Origin of the sequence: Hydrogenibacillus schlegelii (assembly GCF_001653195.1) — a bacterium.
Taxonomy (GTDB): domain Bacteria; phylum Bacillota; class Bacilli; order Thermicanales; family DSM-22653; genus Hydrogenibacillus; species Hydrogenibacillus schlegelii.
In genome coordinates, this window is sequence record NZ_JXBB01000023.1 from 137533 (window position 1) to 155417 (window position 17885).

Sequence of the window (17885 nt, forward strand, 5' to 3'; positions counted from 1 at the left end):
CGGGGGCCGGCCGCCGGGGCGCCCGGAGGGGAAGGTTGGCGTCGTGGCGGCCGCCCAGGGTCCAAACAAAAGGAGCGTCCGCGCCGGTCCGGCTTGCGCCGGGCCGGTTTTTCGGCTATAATGTCCACAAAATATAAACAAGTGTACACTGAGGAGGTACGGCAGTGGGAGGGAAACCGGCCCCGGTTGCCGTCGGCCTGCTGGGATTCGGCACCGTCGGATCCGGCGTCGTCCGGCTGATCGCCGAACACGCCGAAGAGCTGGAAGCGGAACTCGGTCAGCGGCTGGTCGTCAAGCGCATCCTCGTCCGGGATCCGGCGAAGGAACGCCCGGTGAAGGTGCCGCCGGAGGTGCTCACGACCGAGCCGGGGGTCATCCTGGACGATCCGGAGATCCGGATCGTCGTCGAAGTGATCGGCGGCCTCGAACCGGCCCGGACGCTCGTCCTCGAGGCGCTCCGGCGGGGCAAGCACGTCGTGACCGCCAACAAAGACCTCATGGCGCTCTACGGCGCCGATCTTCTCGCTGTCGCCCGAGAGCACGGGGCGGACCTGTACTTTGAGGCGAGCGTCGGCGGCGGCATTCCGATCATCCGCACCCTGATGGACGGGTTTGCGTCCGACCGCATCACCCGCATCTACGGCATCATCAACGGCACGACGAACTACATCCTCACCCAGATGAGTCGGCAGGGCCGCTCGTTCGACGAGGCGCTCCGGGAAGCGCAGGCCCTGGGCTACGCCGAAGCCGACCCGTCGAGCGACGTCGACGGCCTCGACGCCGCCCGGAAGATGGTCATCCTGGCGACCCTCGGCTTTCACATGCCGATTGCCCTCGACGACGTCGCCGTCCAGGGCATCCGGGGGCTCGACCGGAAGGATATCGCCTATGCCGACGAGTTCGGTTACACCGTCAAGCTTCTCGGGACGGCGATCCGGGACGACGGCTCCGTCGAGATCGCCGTGCAGCCGACCCTCGTGCCGAAGGATCATCCGCTGGCCAACGTGAGCGACGCCTTCAACGCCGTCTTCGTCCACGGGGAGGCGGTCGGCGAGACGATGTTTTACGGCCAGGGGGCCGGTTCCCTCCCGACGGCCACCGCCGTCATGAGCGACGTCGTCGCGGTGATCAAAAACATGCTGCTCGGCGTCTCGGGCAAGCGCCTCGGCCGACCGCTTCGGCCGAAGCGTCTGAAGACGCCGGCGGAGATCGTCGGCCGCTACTTCTTCCGCCTGACGGTCGACGACGCGCCCGGCGTGCTCGCCCACATCGCCCGAACGCTTTCGGAAAGCGAGGTGAGCATCGAGCGGATCGTCCAGGTGCCCGACCCGGCGGCCCGCACGGCGGACATCCTCATCATCACCCACGCCGCGACGCAGGCCGCCCTGGACGCCGCCCTCACGCGCCTGAGAGACCTTTCGGCCCTCCGGGCGATCCACGCCGTCTTCCGGGTGCTCTGACGCCCGGCGCCGGATGCTCGGCTCTGAAAGGAGGAGACGGGACGGCCGGGGTTCCCGGCCGCCGGATGACCGTGACCCGCGTCCTCGTCGTCGAACCGCACGCCCCGGAAACCGAACTCCTCACGGCGCCGGCGATCCGGGAGGCGGCCGCGATCCTCCGGCGGGGCGGCCTCGTCGCCTTTCCGACGGAGACCGTCTACGGCCTCGGCGCCGTCGCCACCGACGCCCGGGCGGTGGCGCGTCTGTTTGCCGCCAAAGGCCGGCCGGCGGACAACCCGCTCATCGTCCACCTCGCCGCCGCCGAAGACGCCGTCCGCGTCGCCCGGGACATCCCGCCGGAGGCCTGGCGGCTGTGGGTCCGCTATGCCCCGGGCCCGCTCACCCTCGTCCTCCCGTCCCGGGGGACCGTCGCTCCGGCGGCCCTCGCCGGCCTGCCGACCGTCGCCGTCCGCATCCCGGCCCATCCGGTCGCCCGCGCGCTCATCCGGGCTGCGGGCGCCCCGATCGTGGCGCCGAGCGCCAACCGCTCCGGACGGCCCAGCCCGACGACGGCGGCCCACGTCCTCGAAGACCTCGCCGGCCGCATCGACGCCGTCGTCGACGGCGGCCCGGCCGGCATCGGGCTCGAGTCGACGGTCCTCGACGTCACCCGCCGCCCGGCGATCGTCCTTCGCCCCGGCGCCGTGACCGTCGAGATGCTTGAGGCCGTCCTCGGCGACGGCGCCGTCGTCGATCCCGCCGCCCCGCTCCGGGAGGGAGAGGCTCCCCGGTCGCCGGGGATGAAGTACCGGCACTATGCGCCGGACGTCCCCCTCGCCCTCCTCGACCTCGAGGACGGGGCGGGGGCGGCCGTCGAGGCCCTGCGGGCGCTCCTCGCCGGCTCCGGACCGCCGCCGGCGGTCCTCGCGACGGAGGAGGACGCCGCCCGCCTGCGGGCGCTCCTCGCCGCGGCCGGCGTCCCTTCCGACCGGCTCCGCTGGGTGATCGTCGGACGCCGGTCCGAACCGCAGACGGTGGCGGCGGCCCTTTACGGCGCCTTTCGTTCGCTCCGGCCGGAGGCGGTCTCCCGGGCATTTTTCGTCCGCCTGCCGGAGACCGGCCTCTTCCGGGCGGTGATGAACCGCGTGCGGAAAGCCGCCGGCGACCCCCCTTTTCCAGGACAAGACGCGGCGCCCGCCGCGCCGGCGCCGGAATGAGGCGCCGGCTCCGGCCTCGATCCCGGGGGCGGCCGGGTGCGGTGCCCCCGCGATGCTTCCGGTTCACCCCGCCGACGGCCGGAATGGAGCTCGGCTCCGTCGCCGGCGGTTCGTGCCATGGATTTCATCTTCCCGGCGTTCGCGCCATGAAGGAGGGGGGACGATGCGGCCGAAGCGCGTCCTTTTCGTCTGCACCGGCAATACGTGCCGTTCGCCGATGGCCGAAGCCCTCGCCCGACGTCTCCTCGGCGAGGCGGCGGAGTTTCGCTCGGCGGGGCTCGCCGCCTGGCCGGGGGCGCCGGCGTCGGACGACGCCCGGGCGGTCGTCAAAGCGTACGGGACCACCCTCGACGACCACCTCGCCCGGCCCCTCGACGCCGAAGCCCTCGCCTGGGCCGACGTCGTCCTCACCATGACCGAAGCCCAGCGGGACGTCCTCGTCCGGCGGTTCCCCGAACATGCCGAAAAGACGTTTGTGCTCGGGGCGTGGGTCGACGCGCACCTTACGGCCGCCGGTCGGGCGCCCCTTCGGGTCGGCGACCTCTCCGATCCGTTCGGCCTCGGGCGGGCCGCCTACGAACGGACCGCCGAAACCCTGCAGGCGCTCTTCGGCGCCCTCCGGGACGTGTGGTATAATGACGCGAAAGACCACGGCGATGGCGATCCGGCCGGCCCCGCCGGATCCGACGCTCGCCCGAAGGGGGATTCGATGCGCATCGCCCTCGGCGCTGATCACGGCGGCTTTCGTCTGAAGGAGATCGTGAAGGCATACGTTCAGTCCCTCGGCCATGAGGTGATCGACGTCGGCACGACGTCGGAAGCCGCCGTCGATTACCCCGACTACGCCTTTCCCGTCGCGGAGATGGTCGCCCGGGGCGAGGTCGACCGGGGCATCCTGCTCTGCGGCACCGGCATCGGCATGGCCATCGCGGCCAACAAGGTGCCGGGCGTCCGGGCCGCCCTCGTCCACGACCTCTTTTCGGCCCGGGCGACCCGCGCCCACAACGACGCGAACGTCCTCACGATGGGCGGCCGCCTCCTCGGCCCGGATCTCGCCAAGGAGATCGTCCGCGTCTGGCTGGAGACGCCGTTTGAAGGGGGGCGTCACGCCCGCCGGATCGAAAAGATCGCCGCCCGGGAGGCCCGAAGCGAGGGGGCGACGGGGCGATGACGGCGGAGCGCCCGCCGCATCCGGCGGCGGAAGCCGGCCCGAACCCCGCCGATCCCGGCCCCGGCGCCGATCTCGTCCGGGAGATCGAGGCGGCGGTCGCCGAAGCCCTGAAGGCGCTCCTCGAGCGGCGCCCCCTCGGGCCGAAGCACCTCTTCGTCGTCGGGGCGAGCACGAGCGAGATCGCCGGCGGGCCGATCGGGAAGCGGCCGACCCTCGCCTACGGGGAGGCGATCGTCCGGGCGGTGGAAGCCGTTCGGGAACACCACGGGTTTCATACGGCCTACCAGTGCTGCGAGCACCTCAACCGGGCCCTCGTCGTCCGGCGGGAGACGCTGGAGGCGTTCGGCCTCGAAGAAGTCACCGTCCGGCCGGTGCCGGAGGCCGGCGGCGCCCTCGCCACCGCCGCCTACGACCTCTTGCCGGAGGCGGTCTGCGTCGAGGCCGTCCGGGCCGACGCCGGCCTCGACATCGGCGAGACGCTGATCGGGATGCATCTGAAACCCGTCGTCGTGCCGTTTCGGCCGCCCCGGCGGACCGTCGGGGCCGCCCGGATGACCCTCGCCTACAGTCGGCCGAAGCTCATCGGCGGGCCGCGGGCCCGCTACCCGGAGCCCCGATAAGCGGCCGGAGCCGCCCGGTTCGCCCGAGCCGGCTCCGCCGGGCGAAGGCGGCCGTTTCGGCGCGACGCCATCCATCGAGCGCCCCGGCTTTTTCCGCCGGGGCCGGAAAGGGAGAGGACGCGTGGAACAGTTAAGGGCCCAGGATCCGGACGTCTTCCGGGCGATTCAACGGGAGCTTGAGCGGCAGCGGTCCCACCTCGAACTCATCGCCTCGGAAAACTTCGTCTCCCCGGCCGTCCTCGAAGCGATGGGCACGGTGCTCACGAACAAATACGCCGAAGGTTACCCCGGCCGGCGCTACTACGGCGGCTGCACGTACGTCGACGTCGTCGAAGACCTCGCCCGGGAGCGGGCGAAGGCGCTCTTCGGCGCCGAGCACGCGAACGTCCAGCCCCACTCCGGCGCCCAGGCGAACATGGCCGTCTACCACGCCCTCCTCGAGCCGGGAGACACCGTCCTCGGCATGGACCTCGCCCACGGCGGGCACCTCACCCACGGGAGCCCGGTGAATTTTTCCGGGAAGCTGTACCGCTTTGTCGCCTACGGCGTCGACCCCGAGACGGAGACGATCGACTACGACGCCGTCTACCGCCTCGCCGAGGAGCATCGGCCGAAGCTCATCGTCGCCGGCGCGAGCGCCTATCCGCGGATCATCGACTTCGCCCGCTTTCGGGAGATCGCCGACGCCGTCGGCGCCCTCTTCATGGTCGACATGGCCCACATCGCCGGCCTCGTCGCCGCCGGCCTCCACCCGAGCCCGGTGCCTTACGCCGACGCCGTCACGACGACGACCCACAAGACGCTTCGGGGTCCCCGGGGCGGGCTGATCCTCTCCCGGGAGCGCTACGCGAAGGCGATCGACAAGGCGCTCTTCCCCGGCATCCAGGGCGGGCCCCTCATGCACGTCATCGCCGCCAAGGCGGTCGCCCTGGGCGAAGCCCTTCAGCCGGCGTTCAAGCGCTACAGCGAGCAGGTCGTCAAAAACGCCAGGCGGCTCGCCGAGGCGCTTCGGGCGCGGGGCTTTCGCCTCGTCTCCGGCGGCACCGACAACCACCTCATCCTCATCGATCTCAGGAACCGCGGCCTCACCGGCAGGGAAGCCGAGGCGCGTCTTGATGCCGTCGGCATCACGACGAACAAAAACGCCATCCCCTTCGACCCCGAAAAGCCGAACACGACGAGCGGCCTTCGGGTCGGGACGGCGGCGGTGACGACGCGGGGGATGGACGAGGCGGCGATGGACGAGATCGCCGAGCTTTTCGACCTCGTCCTCACGCCAAATCCCCGGCCCGGCGCCGAAGAAGAAGCCCGGCGGCGGGTTCAGGCCCTCGTCGAGCGCTTTCCGCTGTACGACGCCCTCGTGCCGGGCTACCGCCTCTGAGGCACCGCCCGCCGGCACCGCGCCCGGGCGGGCGCTCCGGACGGGCCGACCGGAAGGCCTGCGGTCCGTCGGAAGCGCCGGAGGGCGCGGCGGCCGGCGGGCCGCTTTTTTGGTCGTCGCCCTCCGCCTCAGCGCCCGGTCGGCGCCTCCGGATGGGCCGGCGCTTCCGGCAGCGCCCAGACGCGGTCGCCGAAGCGGTAGAGCCGGATGGGCCGCCCGTAAAACGCCCGGAGCCGCCCTTCGGTCAGCGCCTCCGCCCGGGGGCCGGCGAAAAAGACCTCGCCCCGCCTGAGGAGGAGCACCCGATCGAAGAGGGGGAGCACCTCTTCGAGGTGGTGGGTGACGTAGACGGCGGCGCCGTTCGTCTGCGAAAGGCGCCGGTCGATCGTCTCAAGGAGCGCCTCCCGGGCGAAGAGGTCGAGCCCCGCCGTCGGCTCGTCGAAGACGAAAAGCGCCGGGTCGGAAAAAAGAGCCCGGGCGAGGAGCGTCCGGGCCCGTTCGCCGTCGGAGAGCGTCGCGTACGGCCGGTCCATCGCCGCCCCGTCCAGACCGACCGCCGCGAGGGTCTCGCCGGCGGCGGCAAGGACGGCCGGCGCCGGCCGCTCCGGCGGCCGGACGGCGCCTCGGCGGCCCAGAGCGACGATCTCCCGGGGCGATTCGGGGCCGAACGCCTCCTTCAGTTCCCCGCCGATCCAGCCGATCTTCGCCTGAAGCGCCTCGACCGGCACCGTCCCGAGGCGGTGTCCGAACAGCCGGACGGTTCCGCGGGTCGGAAAAAGCCGCCCGGACAGAAGCCGAAGGAGCGTCGATTTGCCGGCGCCGTTTAAGCCGAGAACGGCCCACCGCTCCCCAGGGGCGACCCGCCAGGTGACGTCCTGAAGGAGCGGCCGGCCGTCCCGAACGACGCTCACCCCGTCGAGGGCGACGATCGGCCCGCCCGCCGTCTTCAAGCCGGGGGCCTCCCGGGCGTCCCGGTCTCGCTCTTTTCGCTCATCCCTCCGCTCCATCCGCGCGGGCCTCCTCCCTGCGCCGGCGTCCGGCGCGTTTTTTCCATTGTGGGGGAGATCTGCTATAATGGTCAAGACCTCAGGCGATGGAGGCCGCGCGATGGGCAAAGTGCACATCTTCGATCATCCCCTCATCCAGCACAAGCTCAGTTTCATCCGCGACAGGCGGACGGGAACGAAGGAATTTCGCGAACTGATGAACGAAGTGGCCATGCTCATGGCCTATGAGATCACCCGGGACCTCCCGCTGGAAGAAATCGTCGTCGAGACGCCGGTGGCGCCGGCCCGGACGCGGGTCTTAAGCGGTCGGAAGATCGGCCTCATCCCGATCCTCCGGGCCGGCCTCGGCATGGTCGACGGCATGCTCAAGATCCTCCCGACGGCCAAGGTCGGCCACATGGGCGTCTACCGGGATCCGGAGACCCTACAGCCGGTCGAATACTACGTCAAGCTCCCGAGCGACATCGCGGAGCGGGAGCTCATCGTGCTCGACCCGATGCTCGCCACCGGCGGCTCGGCGTCCCACTCGATCGCGGTCTTGAAAAACCGCGGCGCCCGGTCGATCAAGCTCATGGTGCTCATCGCCGCGCCGGAAGGGATCGCCCGCCTGCAGGCGGACCACCCGGACGTCGACCTGTACGTCGCCGCCGTCGACGAGCGGCTGAACGAGCACGGCTACATCGTCCCGGGGCTCGGCGACGCCGGCGATCGCCTGTTCGGGACGAAATGACCGCCCCGGCCCGCCGGCGCCTCCTCGTCGTCTTCGGCACCCGGCCGGAGGCGATCAAGATGGCGCCGCTCGTCCTCGCCCTTCAGGCGGTTCCCCGCTGGGAGACCCGGGTCGCCGTCACCGCCCAGCATCGGGAGATGCTCGATCAGGTGCTGCAGATTTTCGGTCTCCGGCCGGATTACGACCTCGACCTCATGCGGCCCGGCCAGACGCTTCAGGAGATCACCGTGGGGGCGCTCACGGGGCTCCTGGACGTCCTCGACGACTGGACGCCGGACGTCGTCCTCGTCCACGGCGACACGACGACGACGTTTGCCGCGGCGCTCGCGGCGTTTTACCGGAAGGTCGCCGTCGGCCACGTCGAGGCAGGCCTCCGGACGTACGACAAGTACGCCCCTTATCCCGAAGAGATGAACCGGCAGCTCACCGGCGTCCTCGCCGATTATCACTTTGCTCCGACGGAGCGGGCGGCGGAGGCCCTCCGCCGGGAAAACAAGCCGCCGGAGCGGATCTTCATCACCGGAAACACCGTCATCGACGCCCTGAAGACGACGGTCCGGCCGGACTTTCACCACCCGGTGCTGAAGGCGGTCGGGGAACGGCGGATGCTCCTTCTTACGGCCCACCGGCGGGAAAACTGGGGCGCCCCCCTGCGGCGGATCTTCCGGGCCGTCCGCCGGATCGTCGACGCGTTCGGCGACGTCGCCGTCGTCTATCCGGTGCACCCGAACCCCGTCGTCCGGGAAGCGGCGGAAGCCGTCCTCGGAGATCACCCCCGGGTGCACCTCATCCCGCCCCTCGACGTGATCGCCTTTCACAACGTCATGGCCCGGGCGCACCTCATCCTCACCGACTCCGGCGGCATCCAGGAAGAGGCTCCCTCCCTCGGCAAGCCGGTCCTCGTCCTTCGGGATGTCACCGAGCGGCCGGAGGGCGTCGCTTTCGGCGTGCTCAAGCTCGTCGGCACCGACGAGGCCCGCATCGAAGCGGCGGTCCGGACGCTGCTCACGGACGAAGCGGCGTACCGGGCGATGGCGACGGCGGTGAACCCGTACGGCGACGGCCGGGCGTCGGAGCGGATCGTTGCCGCCCTCCGGTACGCCTTCGGCGAGGCGCCGGAGCCGCCGCCGCCGTTTCGCCCCGGCCGTTCACAAAACGTTCACCGTTGAAGGGGGTTCGGGCCGACCGGGACCCGCCCGGCCGCGTTGACAAACAAAGTTCCATACGCTACGATGGGTGAGGATCATCACGCATTCCGCGCACGACGGCGGTGAAGCGGGGAGGGCGGTGCGGCTTTGGACAGATCCGACGGTCCGTCGAGCCCGTGGCACCTGATGGCGCTGGTCGGGGAGGCGAGCGGCAAGCTCGTCGGGCCGATCCTCCTCGGCTACTGGCTCGGTACCGCATTGGACCGCCGGCTGGGGGTCGCGCCGCTTTTTTTGCTGCTCTTTATCCTCCTCGGGATTGCCGCCGGAATCTTTTTGCTCGTGCGGACCCTCATGGCGGTCCTCGGCGATGACCGCCGGCCGAATTCCGGCGGCGGGAGGGAATGAGATGGAGGCGGCCGGCGTGCCCCGGGCGATCGCCGCCCTCTTTGTCCTGGCCGGGGCCGTCGCCCTGCTCGGCATCGCCGGCGTCTGGCCGCCGGTGAGCTTCGGCCTTGCCCTCGGGGCGGCGATCGGGCTTGTGAACGCCGTCCAGCTCGCCGGGCGGGTTCGCCGCCTGATCGAGGCGCCCGGCCGCGGCGGGCTGGGGACGGCCTTCCGTTTTGCCCTGGCGGCCCTCGGCGCAGCGCTGGCCGTCCGAAGCGGCGGGGCGATCGACGTCCGGGCCTACGCGGCCGGACTTCTGGCCGTGCCGTTCTTTCTGGCCGCCGCGGCGTCGTACGAGCGCCGCCTGCCACCCGGCGCCCGAAGGAGGTGAGACGCGTGACCCATGCGGCGCCGATCGTCACCTGGATGGGGATGCGCTTTAACCTTTCGACGATGCTCATGGACGTCGTCGCCGCGGCGATCGTCTTCATCCTTGCCGTCCTCGGGACGCGACGGCTCACGACGGGCGTCCCCCGGGGGATGCAGAACGTCCTCGAGTGGGTGATCGAGTTCGTCCGGGGCATCATCGGGAGCGCCATGAACCCCCGCCTCGGCGAGCGTTATCTCCTGCTCGCGACGACCCTCCTCCTCTTCATCTTCGTCTCGAACATGCTGGGGCTTCCCTTTGCCATCGTCGTCGGCGGCGTCCAGTGGTGGAAGTCGCCGACGGCCGACGCCAACGTGACCTTGACGCTCGCGATCGCGGTGCTCCTCGTCGCCCACTACTCCGGCATCCGGGAGCACGGGTGGGGCGGCTACCTGCGGTCGTACTTGAAGCCCAATTTTCTCTTTCTTCCGATCAACGTGATCGAGCAGTTTTCCAACACCCTGACGCACGGCATGCGTCTTTACGGCAACATCTACGCCGGCGAGGTGCTCCTCGGCCTGCTCGCCGGGGCGGCCAAAGCCGGCGTGCTGACGATGCTTCTGGCCGCCGTGCCGCTTATGGTCTGGCAGGCGTTCAGCATCTTCGTCGGCGCGATCCAGTCGTTCGTCTTCGTCGTGCTGGCGATGGTCTACATCGCCCACAAGGCCGAGGCTCACTGAGGCCGAGGCGCTCTTGTGGAACCGGGGGCCTGCCCTTCTTTCTTAAATTCATTCCTTTGAACGGCCTTGAGCCAGGATCACCAGCAAAGGAGGATCAGATAAGCATGGGAGTGCTTGCTGCTGCGATCGCCGCCGGTCTGGCCGCCCTCGGCGCCAGTTTGGGCAACGGTCTTGTCATCAGCCGGACGATCGAAGGGATCGCCCGTCAGCCGGAGTACCGCGGCGCGCTGCAGACGACGATGTTCATCGGCGTTGGCCTCATCGAGGCGATTCCGATCATTGCCGTCGTCATCGCCTTCCTCACCCTCGGCCGCTGACGGCCGTCCGGAGCCGACCGCCTGAGGCGGTCGCTCGTTTTATCGCCGCCAAAACCGATGGCACCGATGTGCGAAGGGAGGATTGGGCGTGCTCCTGGCCCAGCCCGAAGTCCACGCCCAGGGCGGGATCAACCTCGAGCTCGGCACGATGCTCTTTACCCTGGCGACGTTCCTCGTCCTCCTGTACCTTTTAAGCCGCTACGCGCTGAAACCGCTTCTTTCCGTCATGGAGAAGCGAGAAAAGCGCATCCATGACCTCATCGCCGGCGCCGAGGCCGATCGGCGGGCGGCGGAAGAAAAGCTTCGCGAGGCCGAAGCCCGCCTCGCCGAAGCGCGGAGCGAGGCGGAGGCGATCCTCGCCCGCGCCCGGCACATGGCGGAAAAAGAAGCCGAGGCGCTTCTTGCCCAGGCCAACGAAGAAAGCGTTCGCCTCCGGGAAGAGGCCCGGCGGGCGATCGAAGAGGAGCGCGCCCGGGCGGTGGCGGCCCTCCGGCGGGAGGTGGCCGACCTTTCCGTCCTCATCGCCGGCCGCATCCTCGAACAATCCGTCGACGAGGCGGCCGAGCGGGCGTACGCCGAACGGGTGCTGGAGGAAGTGGGGGGCCTCCGATGAGCTGGCGGGATGAACGGATCGCCCGGCGCTACGCCCGGGCCCTCTACCAGGCGCTCCCGCCGGAGGCCCGCCGGCCGGCCGTCGAACGTCTGACCGACGTCGTCACCTGGCTCCGTGAGACGCCGGGCGCCCTCGAATGGCTCCGGCATCCCCTCGTCCGGTCCGAAGACAAGATGGCCCTGCTCGAACGGGCGCTGGAAGGGGCCGACGAGCGCCTCGTCCGGTTCGTCCGCCTCCTCGTCGAGCACGGTCGGGCGGCCCTCCTCCCCGCGGCGGCGGACGCCTTTCGGGCAGAGGTCGACCGGGCGGACGGGCGCCTTCGGGTGCGCGTCCGAAGCGCCCGGCCGCTTCCGGAGCGCGTGCGTGAGCAGATTGAAGCCCTCTTTCTGGCCCAGGGCTATCGGGGCGTCGAGCTCGAGGCGACCGTCGACCGGCGCCTCATCGGCGGCTTCGTCCTCGAGGCCGACGGGCGCCTGTACGACGCGAGCATCGCCCGGGCGCTCGAGAAGCTGAAGGACCGCCTCATCGCCGACGCCGGCGCCCGGGAGCCCGGGAAGATCGGGTGAAGGGTGGGAGACGATGAGCGCCATCAAGGCGGAAGAGATCAGCGCGCTTTTAAGGCAGCAGATCGAACGATACCGGACCGCCCTCGACGTCGCTGAAGTCGGCACGATCATCCAGGTCGGGGACGGCATCGCCCTCATTCACGGCCTCAAAAACGCCATGGCCGGCGAGCTCCTCGAGTTTCCCGGCGGCACGATGGGCATGGTGCTCAACCTGAACGAAGACAGCGTCGGCGCCGTCATCATGGGGCCGTACCAGCACATCAAGGAAGGCGACGTCGTCCGGCGGACGAAGCGCATTATGGAAGTGCCGGTCGGCCGGCGCCTCATCGGCCGGGTCGTCAACCCCCTCGGCCAGCCGGTCGACGGCGGGCCGCCGATCGAGCCGGAAGGCTATCGCCCCGTCGAGTCGCCGGCGCCGGGCGTCATCGACCGGCAATCGGTCAAGGAGCCGATGCTCACCGGCATCAAGGCGATCGACGCCATGATCCCGATCGGCCGGGGCCAGCGGGAGCTCATCATCGGCGACCGGAAGACCGGGAAGACGGCCATCGCCGTCGACGCGATCATCAACCAAAAGGGCCAGGACATGATCTGCATCTACGTCGCCATCGGCCAGAAGGAGTCGACGGTGGCGAAGGTCGTCGAGACGTTCCGGAAGTACGGCGCGATGGACTACACGATCGTCGTCACCGCGAGCGCTTCCGAACCGGCCCCGCTTCTTTATCTCGCGCCGTATGCCGGCGTGGCCATGGCCGAACATTTCATGCACCAGGGCAAGCACGTCCTCATCGTCTACGACGACCTCTCCAAGCAGGCGGCGGCGTACCGGGAGCTTTCGCTCCTCCTCCGGCGGCCGCCGGGCCGGGAGGCGTACCCGGGCGACGTTTTCTACCTTCATTCTCGCCTCCTCGAGCGGGCGGCGAAGCTGTCCGACGCGAAGGGCGGCGGCTCGATCACGGCGCTCCCGTTCATCGAGACGCAGGCCGGCGACATCTCCGCCTACATCCCGACGAACGTCATTTCGATCACCGACGGCCAGATCTTCCTCGAGTCGGACCTCTTCCATGCCGGCATCCGGCCGGCGATCGACGTCGGCCGCTCCGTCTCCCGCGTCGGCGGCTCGGCGCAGATCCCGGCGATGCGGAAGGTCGCCGGCACGCTCCGCCTCGAGCTCGCCCAGTACCGGGAGCTCGCGGCGTTCGCCCAGTTCGGCTCCGACCTCGACAAGGCGACCCAGGCGCAGCTCGCCCGGGGCGAGCGGCTCGTCGAGCTTTTGAAGCAGGACCAGTTCCAGCCGATGCCGATCGAACACCAGGTCATCTCCCTCTTCGCCGGAACCCGGGGCTTTCTCGACGACATTCCCGTCGCCGACGTCCGGCGGTTTGAGCGGGAGCTCATCGCCTACTTCGAGGCGGAACAGAAGGCGCTCCTCGACGAGATCCGCGAGACGAAAAAGCTCCCCGACGAAGACAAGCTCAAGGCGGCGATCGCCGAGTTCAAAAAAGGCTTCCGGCCGTCCGGCCAGGCGTAAGCCGGCCGAAGGGGGGGTTCGATGGCCAAGGGCCTCAGGGAGCTTCGGGCCCGCATCCGAAGCATCAAAAACACGCAGCAGATCACCAAGGCGATGAAGCTCGTCTCGGCGTCCAAGCTCCGCCGGGCGCAGGAGCGGGCGGCGGCTTCCCGGCCGTACGCGGAAAAGATGCAGGAGATCATCCGCTCGATCGCCCGGGGCGCCGCCGGCGTCCGCCATCCGATGCTCGAAGGACGGGAGATCCGCCGCCGGGGCTACGTCGTCATCACCTCCGACCGGGGGCTCGCCGGCGGTTACAACGCCAACCTCCTCCGGGCGTTTCACCGGGAAGTCGCCGCCCTCGACCGGGACGCCTACGTCGTCGTCGCCATCGGCCGCAAAGGGCGGGACTACCTCGTCAAGCGGGGCTTCCCCGTCCGGGACGAGATCACCGGCTTGAGCGATTTTCCGGAGTACCCGGACATCCAGGCCCTCGCCGAGCGGACGGTGCGCCTCTTTGCCGACGGAGAGGTCGACGCCCTCATCCTCGTCTACAACGAATTCATCAGTCCCCTCGTCCAGCGGCCGAAGCTCGTCCGCCTTTTGCCCCTGACCCAGGAGGCGCTTCACGGGAGCGCTTCCCCCGTCGGGGAGGGGGCCCGGCCGGACGGCGGCCGGGCGGAGGCGCCGGCCCTGTACGAGTTCGAACCGTCGCCGGAGGGGGTGCTCGCGGCGCTCCTTCCGCGCTACGCCGAGGCGCTCATCTTCAACGCCCTCCTCGAGGCGAAGGCCGGCGAGCACGCCGCCCGGATGACGGCGATGGGCGCCGCGACGGACGCGGCGGCGGAGATGATCGAAAGCTACACGTTGGAACTGAACCGCGCGCGGCAGGCGGCGATCACGCAGGAGATCGCCGAAATCGTCGGCGGCGCAAACGCCCTCGCGGCGTCGCGCTGACCGGAAGGGGGAGGGTCGAACGTGCACACCGGGCGCGTCGTGGCCGTCATGGGCCCCGTCGTCGACGTCGCCTTCGACGACGGGCACCTGCCGGACATCTTGAACGCCCTCATCATCGACCACAAGGCCAAGGAAGGGGAGGGCATCGACGTCCGCCTCACCCTCGAAGTCGCCCAGCACCTCGGCGACAACGTCGTCCGCTGCATCGCCATGAGCTCGACCGACGGCGTCGTCCGGGGGATGGAAGTGAAGGACACCGGCCGGCCGATCTCCGTTCCGGTCGGACCGCAGGTTCTCGGTCGGATGTTCAACGTCCTCGGCGAAGAGATCGACGAGAAAGAGCCGGTCAAACCCCTCGAATACCGGCCGATCCACCGGCCGGCGCCGAAGTTTGAAGACCTGTCGACCGCCGACGAGATCTTCGAGACGGGGATCAAGGTCATCGACCTCCTCACCCCGTACCCTCGGGGCGGGAAGATCGGCCTCTTCGGCGGCGCCGGCGTCGGCAAGACGGTGCTGATCCAGGAGCTCATCAACAACATCGCCATCCAGCACGGCGGCTATTCGCTCTTCGCCGGCGTCGGCGAGCGGACCCGCGAAGGGAACGACCTCTACCACGAGATGATCGAGGCCGGCGTCATCGACAAGACGGCCCTCGTGTTCGGCCAGATGAACGAACCGCCGGGCGCCCGTCTCCGGGTCGCCCTCGCCGCCCTGACGATGGCGGAATACTTCCGGGACGACGAAGGCCGGGACGTGCTTCTGTTCATCGACAACATTTTCCGCTTCGTCCAGGCCGGCTCCGAGGTGAGCGCCCTCCTCGGCCGCATGCCGTCCGCCGTCGGCTACCAGCCGACGCTGGCGACGGAAATGGGGCAGCTCCAGGAGCGGATCGTCTCGACGAAAAAGGGCTCCATCACCTCCATCCAGGCGATCTACGTTCCGGCGGACGACTACACCGACCCGGCACCGGCGACGACGTTCGCCCACCTCGACGCGACGACGAACCTCGAGCGGCGCATCGCCGAAAAGGGCATCTACCCGGCCGTCGACCCGCTCGCCTCGACGTCCCGTCTCCTCGACCCGAACATCGTCGGCCGGGAGCACTACGAAGTCGCCCGGGGCGTCCAGCGGATCCTCCAGCGCTACAAGGAGCTCCAGGACATCATCGCCATCCTCGGCATGGACGAGCTTTCGGACGAAGACAAACTCATCGTCCACCGGGCCCGGCGGATCGAGCGCTTCCTCTCGCAGCCGTTCCACGTCGCCGAGCAGTTTACGGGCCTCAAAGGGAAATACGTCCCGGTCAAGGAGACCGTTCGCAGCTTCAAAGAAATCCTCGAAGGCAAGCACGACGACCTCCCCGAGGCGGCCTTCTACATGGTCGGGACGATCGACGAAGCGGTCGAGAAGGCGAAGACCCTCGTCGAGCGGGTGGAAGTCTCATGAACACGTTCCGCCTGGAGATCGTCACCCCGGAGCGGAAGATCTTCTCCGACGACGTCGTCTTCCTCGCCGTCCGGGGCGTGGAGGGCGACCTCGGCATCGCCGCCCACCACATCCCTTTCGTCACCGCCCTCGCCATCGCGCCGGCGAAGGTCACCTTTCCCGACGGCCGGGAAAAGCGCATCGCCGTAAGCGGCGGTTTCCTCGAAGTGCGGGGGACGGAGGCGACGATCCTCGCCGAAGCGGCGGAGCTGCCGGAGGAGATCGACCTCGAGCGAGCCCGCCGGGCGAAAGCCCGGGCGGAAGCGGCGATGGAGGAGGCCCGCCGGCGGACGGATGCCGAGGCGAAGATCGCCTACGTCAAGGCGGAGCTCGCCCTCCGGCGGGCCCTCATGCGCCTCGAAGTCGGAGGCGGCGACGGAGCGTAAGGCGCGGATCGATCGCGTCTCGGCCCCGGGCCCTCCTGCGCCTCGGGGCGGGGAAGAGCGGCCCGGAGACCGAGCGGCGCGGCGGCCCGGGCTCCGGGCGGCGGCCTTCGGGTTCGGCCGCCGGCGCGTCCGGCGAGGGGGACGAACCCCAGCCGGTAAAAAAGCGCGAAGGGCGCCCGGCGGGGAAGACTTCTCGAGAAAAAAGGCACAATCCGGAAAAACGGCGTTTCACCGCCCCCAAAGAGCGCCGGATCCGCGCCCGAAGCCCCGGCTTTGGCGCGAGGCGGACCGCCGGTCGCCGGCAGGCGATCGGCGGTTTTTGCATGTTCAATTGGAGCATTCATCTGTGATATAATGCACATAGTCAATAAAACGGTCGCCGCTTTGTCACAAACGTTTTATTGAGGAGGGCCATGTGAATGGAGTCACATTATTGGAGCGATTACCTCCTCGTCGCCTGGTTCATCGCCCTCGGGGTGGGGCTCCCGCTCGTCGCCTTCGGCCTCGCCCGCCTGATCCGGCCCCACCGGCCGTATCCGGAGAAGCTCGCGACGTATGAAAGCGGCGTCGAGCCGTTCGGCACGAGCCGCGTCCGCTTCCGGGCGCATTACTACCTCATCGCCCTCCTCTTCGTCCTCTTCGACGTCGAGGTGCTCTTCCTCTATCCGTGGGCCGTCGCCTTCGGCCAGGCGAAGGCGTTTGCCTTCGTCGAAGGGCTCGTCTTTCTCGGTCTGATCGGGTTTGCTCTTTTTTACGCCTGGCGAAAGGGGGCGCTGGAATGGAAATGACCGGACTGAAACCGGAGCATGGATCGCCGAAGCTCGCGCCCTTCGACCTCGGGCTCGAGGCGGTCGCCGGCGAGGCGGAGGCCGAGGCGCTCCTTCGGAAAAACGTTCTTTTTACCACCCTGGAAGACGTTCTCGCCTGGGCCCGGTCCCACTCGACGTGGCCGCTCACCTTCGGCCTCGCCTGCTGCGCCATCGAGATGATGGCGACGAGCGGCAGTCATTTCGACGCCGACCGCTTCGGCATCTTTTTCCGGAACTCGCCCCGGCAGGCGGACGTCATGATCGTCTCCGGCACGGTGACGAAGAAGATGGCGCCGATTTTAAGGCGCCTGTACGACCAGATGGCGGAGCCCCGGTGGGTGATCGCCATGGGGAGCTGCGCCACCGCCGGCGGGCCGTACGTCCGCTCGTACAGCGTCGTCAAGGGCGTCGACCAGATCGTCCCGGTCGACGTCTACATTCCCGGCTGCCCGCCGAGCCCGGTCGCCCTCATCTACGGCTTTCAAAAGCTCCGGGCGAAGATCCGGGCGGAGGCCCGGCGGGGGCGGGAGGTGACGGCCCGTGGCTGAGGCGGTCCCTGCCGAGGCGCTTCTCGAGCGCCTGGTTTCGGCCATTCGCACCGCCGTCGGACCGGAGGCCATCCTCGAGGCGTCCGTCGGGCCGCACCTCGGTCCGGCGCCCCTCCTCGTCGTGCCGCCGGAGCGGCTCCGGGCGGTCCTCGCCTTCCTCCGGGATGAACCGGCGTTTCGCTTTGACTTTTTGAACACCCTCCACGGCATCGACCGGCCGCCGGACCGGATGGAAGTCTTTTACTACCTGCAGTCGATGGAATCCGGCCACGCCGTCGCCCTCAAGGTGGTCGTCCCCCGGGAAGACCCGCGCCTCCCGTCGGTGGCGGATCTCTATCCGGCGGCGGACTGGCAGGAACGGGAGGCGTACGACCACTTCGGTCTCCATTTCGAGGGGCACCCGAACCTCCGGCGGATTCTCCTCCCCGACGACTGGGTCGGCCACCCGCTCCGGAAAGATTACGCGCCGCACGACGAGGGGGTGTAA

Annotated in this window: 21 protein-coding genes and 1 pseudogene; 21 read left to right on the plus strand and 1 reads right to left on the minus strand. The window is 69.5% G+C overall.

Annotation, left to right across the window (positions count from 1 at the left end):
* Positions 1 to 164: 164 nt before the first annotated feature.
* The 6 genes and pseudogenes from SA87_RS07580 (at position 165) to SA87_RS07600 (ending at position 5828) form a co-directional block, all read left to right on the plus strand.
* Positions 165 to 1460 (plus strand): homoserine dehydrogenase, encoded by a 1296-nt coding sequence (locus tag SA87_RS07580; protein WP_066201512.1) that lies wholly within the window; start codon positions 165 to 167, stop codon positions 1458 to 1460.
* Positions 1461 to 1525: 65 nt separating this feature from the next.
* Entirely contained in the window at positions 1526 to 2656 is a 1131-nt protein-coding gene (locus tag SA87_RS07585; protein ID WP_066201515.1) for an L-threonylcarbamoyladenylate synthase, read from the plus strand.
* Between the two features lie 163 nt (positions 2657 to 2819).
* A pseudogene (locus SA87_RS14025) lies at positions 2820 to 3248 on the plus strand (low molecular weight protein arginine phosphatase); the annotation flags it as partial.
* 117 nt (positions 3249 to 3365) lie between these two features.
* Complete coding sequence (gene rpiB, locus SA87_RS14030) at positions 3366 to 3827, plus strand: ribose 5-phosphate isomerase B (RefSeq protein WP_066201700.1); 462 nt, start codon at positions 3366 to 3368, stop codon at positions 3825 to 3827.
* Positions 3824 to 4447 carry a TIGR01440 family protein gene (locus SA87_RS07595; RefSeq protein ID WP_066201518.1) on the plus strand — a complete coding sequence of 208 codons (624 nt, stop codon included), beginning with the start codon at positions 3824 to 3826 and terminating at the stop codon, positions 4445 to 4447. Before rpiB ends, SA87_RS07595 begins: the two co-directional genes overlap by 4 nt.
* 121 nt (positions 4448 to 4568) lie before the next feature.
* Complete coding sequence (locus SA87_RS07600; protein WP_066201520.1) at positions 4569 to 5828, plus strand: serine hydroxymethyltransferase; 1260 nt, start codon at positions 4569 to 4571, stop codon at positions 5826 to 5828.
* Positions 5829 to 5956: 128 nt separating this feature from the next.
* Here SA87_RS07600 and SA87_RS07605 read toward each other — a convergent pair whose 3' ends face one another.
* On the minus strand, positions 5957 to 6835 hold the full coding sequence (locus SA87_RS07605) for an ABC transporter ATP-binding protein (protein WP_082910502.1): 879 nt from the start codon (positions 6833 to 6835) through the stop codon (positions 5957 to 5959).
* Between the two features lie 100 nt (positions 6836 to 6935).
* Here SA87_RS07605 and upp point away from each other — a divergent pair, with 100 nt between their 5' ends.
* The 15 genes from upp to SA87_RS07680 all read left to right on the plus strand — a co-directional run bounded on the left by upp (position 6936) and on the right by SA87_RS07680 (position 17885).
* A complete protein-coding gene (gene upp, locus SA87_RS07610) occupies positions 6936 to 7565 on the plus strand; it encodes a uracil phosphoribosyltransferase (protein ID WP_066201522.1) in 630 nt (209 codons plus the stop codon).
* On the plus strand, positions 7562 to 8734 hold the full coding sequence (gene wecB / locus SA87_RS07615; protein WP_066201527.1) for a non-hydrolyzing UDP-N-acetylglucosamine 2-epimerase: 1173 nt from the start codon (positions 7562 to 7564) through the stop codon (positions 8732 to 8734). Before upp ends, wecB begins: the two co-directional genes overlap by 4 nt.
* A 165-nt stretch (positions 8735 to 8899) precedes the next feature.
* Positions 8900 to 9118 carry an AtpZ/AtpI family protein gene (locus SA87_RS07620; protein ID WP_066201529.1) on the plus strand — a complete coding sequence of 73 codons (219 nt, stop codon included), beginning with the start codon at positions 8900 to 8902 and terminating at the stop codon, positions 9116 to 9118.
* Position 9119: 1 nt separating this feature from the next.
* Positions 9120 to 9488: a hypothetical protein gene (locus SA87_RS07625; RefSeq protein ID WP_066201532.1), complete on the plus strand. Its 369-nt coding sequence runs from the start codon at positions 9120 to 9122 to the stop codon at positions 9486 to 9488.
* 5 nt (positions 9489 to 9493) lie between these two features.
* The gene (atpB, locus tag SA87_RS07630; protein WP_066201535.1) at positions 9494 to 10204 is read left to right on the plus strand and encodes a F0F1 ATP synthase subunit A; all 711 of its coding nucleotides are present in this window, start codon (positions 9494 to 9496) and stop codon (positions 10202 to 10204) included.
* 104 nt (positions 10205 to 10308) lie between these two features.
* A complete protein-coding gene (gene atpE, locus SA87_RS07635) occupies positions 10309 to 10521 on the plus strand; it encodes a F0F1 ATP synthase subunit C (RefSeq protein WP_066201538.1) in 213 nt (70 codons plus the stop codon).
* A gap of 88 nt (positions 10522 to 10609) precedes the next feature.
* The gene (atpF, locus tag SA87_RS07640; RefSeq protein ID WP_082910503.1) at positions 10610 to 11134 is read left to right on the plus strand and encodes a F0F1 ATP synthase subunit B; all 525 of its coding nucleotides are present in this window, start codon (positions 10610 to 10612) and stop codon (positions 11132 to 11134) included.
* On the plus strand, positions 11131 to 11700 hold the full coding sequence (gene atpH / locus SA87_RS07645) for an ATP synthase F1 subunit delta (protein ID WP_066201540.1): 570 nt from the start codon (positions 11131 to 11133) through the stop codon (positions 11698 to 11700). Before atpF ends, atpH begins: the two co-directional genes overlap by 4 nt.
* Before the next feature lie 13 nt (positions 11701 to 11713).
* Positions 11714 to 13231, plus strand: a complete 1518-nt coding sequence (gene atpA, locus SA87_RS07650) for a F0F1 ATP synthase subunit alpha (protein ID WP_066201541.1) — start codon at positions 11714 to 11716, stop codon at positions 13229 to 13231.
* Between the two features lie 21 nt (positions 13232 to 13252).
* Positions 13253 to 14167 carry an ATP synthase F1 subunit gamma gene (gene atpG, locus SA87_RS07655; protein ID WP_066201543.1) on the plus strand — a complete coding sequence of 305 codons (915 nt, stop codon included), beginning with the start codon at positions 13253 to 13255 and terminating at the stop codon, positions 14165 to 14167.
* Positions 14168 to 14188: 21 nt separating this feature from the next.
* A complete protein-coding gene (gene atpD, locus SA87_RS07660; protein WP_082718256.1) occupies positions 14189 to 15616 on the plus strand; it encodes a F0F1 ATP synthase subunit beta in 1428 nt (475 codons plus the stop codon).
* Positions 15613 to 16041 carry an ATP synthase F1 subunit epsilon gene (atpC, locus tag SA87_RS07665; protein ID WP_066201545.1) on the plus strand — a complete coding sequence of 143 codons (429 nt, stop codon included), beginning with the start codon at positions 15613 to 15615 and terminating at the stop codon, positions 16039 to 16041. Before atpD ends, atpC begins: the two co-directional genes overlap by 4 nt.
* A gap of 419 nt (positions 16042 to 16460) precedes the next feature.
* The gene (locus SA87_RS07670; protein WP_066201548.1) at positions 16461 to 16829 is read left to right on the plus strand and encodes an NADH-quinone oxidoreductase subunit A; all 369 of its coding nucleotides are present in this window, start codon (positions 16461 to 16463) and stop codon (positions 16827 to 16829) included.
* Positions 16826 to 17398 (plus strand): NuoB/complex I 20 kDa subunit family protein, encoded by a 573-nt coding sequence (locus SA87_RS07675; protein ID WP_066201712.1) that lies wholly within the window; start codon positions 16826 to 16828, stop codon positions 17396 to 17398. Before SA87_RS07670 ends, SA87_RS07675 begins: the two co-directional genes overlap by 4 nt.
* Complete coding sequence (locus SA87_RS07680; protein WP_066201550.1) at positions 17391 to 17885, plus strand: NADH-quinone oxidoreductase subunit C; 495 nt, start codon at positions 17391 to 17393, stop codon at positions 17883 to 17885. The genes SA87_RS07675 and SA87_RS07680 overlap by 8 nt, the downstream gene beginning before the upstream one ends.

Bases quoted from the DNA above. Each gene is read 5' to 3' on its own strand.
- SA87_RS07670 (WP_066201548.1), top strand. From the start codon at position 16,461: ATGGAGTCACATTATTGGAGCGATTACCTCCTCGTCGCCTGGTTCATC.
- rpiB (WP_066201700.1), top strand. From the start codon at position 3,366: ATGCGCATCGCCCTCGGCGCTGATCACGGCGGCTTTCGTCTGAAGGAG.
- SA87_RS07585 (WP_066201515.1), top strand. From the start codon at position 1,526: ATGACCGTGACCCGCGTCCTCGTCGTCGAACCGCACGCCCCGGAAACC.
- atpC (WP_066201545.1), top strand. From the start codon at position 15,613: ATGAACACGTTCCGCCTGGAGATCGTCACCCCGGAGCGGAAGATCTTC.
- SA87_RS07605 (WP_082910502.1), bottom strand. From the start codon at position 6,835: ATGGAGCGGAGGGATGAGCGAAAAGAGCGAGACCGGGACGCCCGGGAG.
- atpE (WP_066201538.1), top strand. From the start codon at position 10,309: ATGGGAGTGCTTGCTGCTGCGATCGCCGCCGGTCTGGCCGCCCTCGGC.
- atpA (WP_066201541.1), top strand. From the start codon at position 11,714: ATGAGCGCCATCAAGGCGGAAGAGATCAGCGCGCTTTTAAGGCAGCAG.
- SA87_RS07595 (WP_066201518.1), top strand. From the start codon at position 3,824: ATGACGGCGGAGCGCCCGCCGCATCCGGCGGCGGAAGCCGGCCCGAAC.
- SA87_RS07675 (WP_066201712.1), top strand. From the start codon at position 16,826: ATGACCGGACTGAAACCGGAGCATGGATCGCCGAAGCTCGCGCCCTTC.
- atpH (WP_066201540.1), top strand. From the start codon at position 11,131: ATGAGCTGGCGGGATGAACGGATCGCCCGGCGCTACGCCCGGGCCCTC.
- SA87_RS07620 (WP_066201529.1), top strand. From the start codon at position 8,900: ATGGCGCTGGTCGGGGAGGCGAGCGGCAAGCTCGTCGGGCCGATCCTC.
- atpG (WP_066201543.1), top strand. From the start codon at position 13,253: ATGGCCAAGGGCCTCAGGGAGCTTCGGGCCCGCATCCGAAGCATCAAA.
- wecB (WP_066201527.1), top strand. From the start codon at position 7,562: ATGACCGCCCCGGCCCGCCGGCGCCTCCTCGTCGTCTTCGGCACCCGG.
- SA87_RS07625 (WP_066201532.1), top strand. From the start codon at position 9,120: ATGGAGGCGGCCGGCGTGCCCCGGGCGATCGCCGCCCTCTTTGTCCTG.
- upp (WP_066201522.1), top strand. From the start codon at position 6,936: ATGGGCAAAGTGCACATCTTCGATCATCCCCTCATCCAGCACAAGCTC.